Origin of the sequence: Microcystis sp. M31BS1 (assembly GCF_020245285.1) — a bacterium.
GTDB lineage: Bacteria > Cyanobacteriota > Cyanobacteriia > Cyanobacteriales > Microcystaceae > Microcystis > Microcystis panniformis.
In genome coordinates this window covers 1-2,667 of sequence record NZ_JADBVE010000295.1, presented here as the reverse complement: position 1 = coordinate 2,667, position 2,667 = coordinate 1, and the positions used below count along the sequence as shown (strand labels likewise).

Sequence of the window (2,667 nt, the reverse complement as noted above, 5' to 3'; positions counted from 1 at the left end):
TTTTAACTGTGCGGTTTGGACAGATTTCTTCAGAAATTGAAGAGATAATCGGCAAAATGACTAACCCTACTATCTTAGAAGAGCTACTAAAATTAGCAGCTACCGCTAATTCTCTCGCAGAATTTAAGCAGTCTTTGGCAAGAATCCAATAATCTTATCCTAATATCTAGAAAACGGGTTTCTTGAAGAAACCCGTTTTCTGTATAAATGTTAATTTCTGTTACAGGGGTCTTGAAAGATTTGCGCTTGTTGTGCGAAAATTTTTATCAATAAACTTTTGCTGTTACTGTCATGACTTCTACCCTGTTGCCGATTCTTCCTGCTGTTGACGATGTTTTGTTTAATTTCGCTCAATCTGATGGTTTTTGGGCGAATTTAGAAACCGCTTTTGGCACAAGTTATGATGTGGTTAAGGCGACGCAATTACGACAGCAGTGGCAAAGTCGAAATTTTAGTCAACTTCCCCCGATTGAGGTACTTAGTGATGAGGTTTTGGGGACGGCGAATGGTGCATATTCCAGCAGTACCAATAAGATTTATCTATCAGCATCTTTTTTAAATACGGCCTCGTCAGCAGCGATAATTAACGTAATTTTAGAAGAAATTGGGCATTATGTGGATGCTCAAATTAATCAGGTGGATAGCGCCGGAGATGAGGGGGCAATTTTTGCGGAGTTGGTTCAAGGAAATAGTCTGGATGTGGCAATCCTAGACGCTTTACGAGCAGAGAATGACCAGACAACAATTATAGTAAATGGGGAAATTATTCAAGTAGAACAGGCAGATTTTACCGGGACTAATGGGAATGATAATATTACGGGAACATCTACAAGTGATAATATTTTTGGGTTAGATGGCAATGATACTTTAAGTGGTTTGGGGGGAAACGATAATATTTATGGAGGTAATGGTAATGACTCTCTTGACGGTGGGGATGGAAGTGATTACTTTACGAATGATGCAGGTAATGACACGATAAATGGTGGTAGTGGGACTGATCGCTATAAGGTTGACTACAGTAGTGCTAGTAGCGGTTTAACCATGACCTACAATACCACTACCGGGAGTGGGACGATTACTGTCGGTACGGAAACTGATACCTTTACTTCGATTGAGAGTTTTGAAGGGTTTAAGGGAACTGAGTATAATGATGTCATTTTTGGCGGTACAGCAAGTGAATATGATTATGGTGGACTCGCAGGTGGAGGTGGTAACGATACTATTTCAGGTAATGCTGGTAGTGACTACATTTATGGAGAGGATGGAAATGATGTCCTCAATGGCGGAGATGGTTCTGATGAACTTTATGGTGGTAGTGGGAATGATGTCCTCAATGGTGATTTAGGGAATGATGACTTTACCAATGATGCAGGTAATGACACGATAAATGGTGGTAGTGGGATTGATCGCTATGAGGCTGACTACAGCTATGCTAGTAGCGGTTTAACCATGACCTACAATACCGCTACCGGGAGTGGGACGATTACTGTCGGTACGGAAACTGATACCTTTACTTCGATTGAGAGTTTTTACGGGTTTAAGGGAACTGAGTATAATGATGTCATTTTTGGCGGGACAGAAAGTGAATATTATGATGGTGGACTCAAAGGTGGAAGTGGTAACGATACTATTTCAGGTAATGCTGGTGATGACTACATTTATGGAGAGAATGGGAATGATGTCCTGAATGGGGGTGTAGGTAATGATAACATTTATGGTGGTAATGGTAATGATCTCCTCAATGGTGATTCAGGAGATGATTACTTTACCGGCGATGAAGGCGATAATGACACGATAAATGGTGGTGCTGGTAGTGATCGCTATCATGCTGACTACAGCTATGGTAGTAGTGGTTTAACCATGACCTACGACACCGCTGGGAGTGGAACGATTACTGTCGGTACGGAAACTGATACCTTTACTTCGATTGAGAGTTTTAACGGGTTTAAGGGAACTGATTATAATGATGTCATTTTTGGCGGTACAGCTGTTGAGCAACTCTATGGTAGAGGGGGTAACGATACTATTTCAGGTAATGCTGGTAGTGACTACATTTATGGAGAGAATGGTAATGATGTCCTCAATGGGGGTGCTGATAATGATCAGCTTTATGGTGGTAATGGGAATGACACCCTACAAGGAACAGATGGCGGTACAGGAGAATATGATTATTTAGTAGGAGGTTCAGGAAACGATCGCTTTATCCTTGCAGATACGACAAAGACCTTCTATGATGACGGTTTGACAGCTACTGAAGGTACTAGCGACTACGCGCAAATTACCGACTTTAGCACCACTGATGACACAATTCAGCTACGGGGTTCAAGTAGTGACTATCTCTTAACAGTTTCTAGTTCCACTACTAAGCTCTACATCAACAAACCAGGCAGCGAAGCAGATGAACTGATTGCAGTTATCAATAATCAAACAGCATTAAGTCTAACTGCTAGTTATTTTAGCTATGGTTCTAGTCCGACTCTTCCCAGTATTACCCTTGCAGTTTCTCCCGCAAGTGTGACAGAAGACGGGACAACAAATCTGGTTTATACCTTCACCCGTACCGGAGTAACCACTGATGCTTTAACTGTCAACTATACAGTTGGGGGGACAGCAACCAATGGAACCGATTACACTTCTATTCCCACCAGTGTCACCTTTGCTGCTGGT

At 41.8% G+C, this 2,667-nt stretch carries 1 protein-coding gene; it reads left to right on the top strand.

Annotated features, from left to right (window positions below; genetic code table 11):
• Nucleotides 1–291: 291 nt before the first annotated feature.
• Nucleotides 292–2,667, top strand: a 2,376-nt coding sequence (locus IM509_RS16950) for a hemolysin (RefSeq protein WP_287717225.1), incomplete at its 3' end; no start/stop codon positions are given.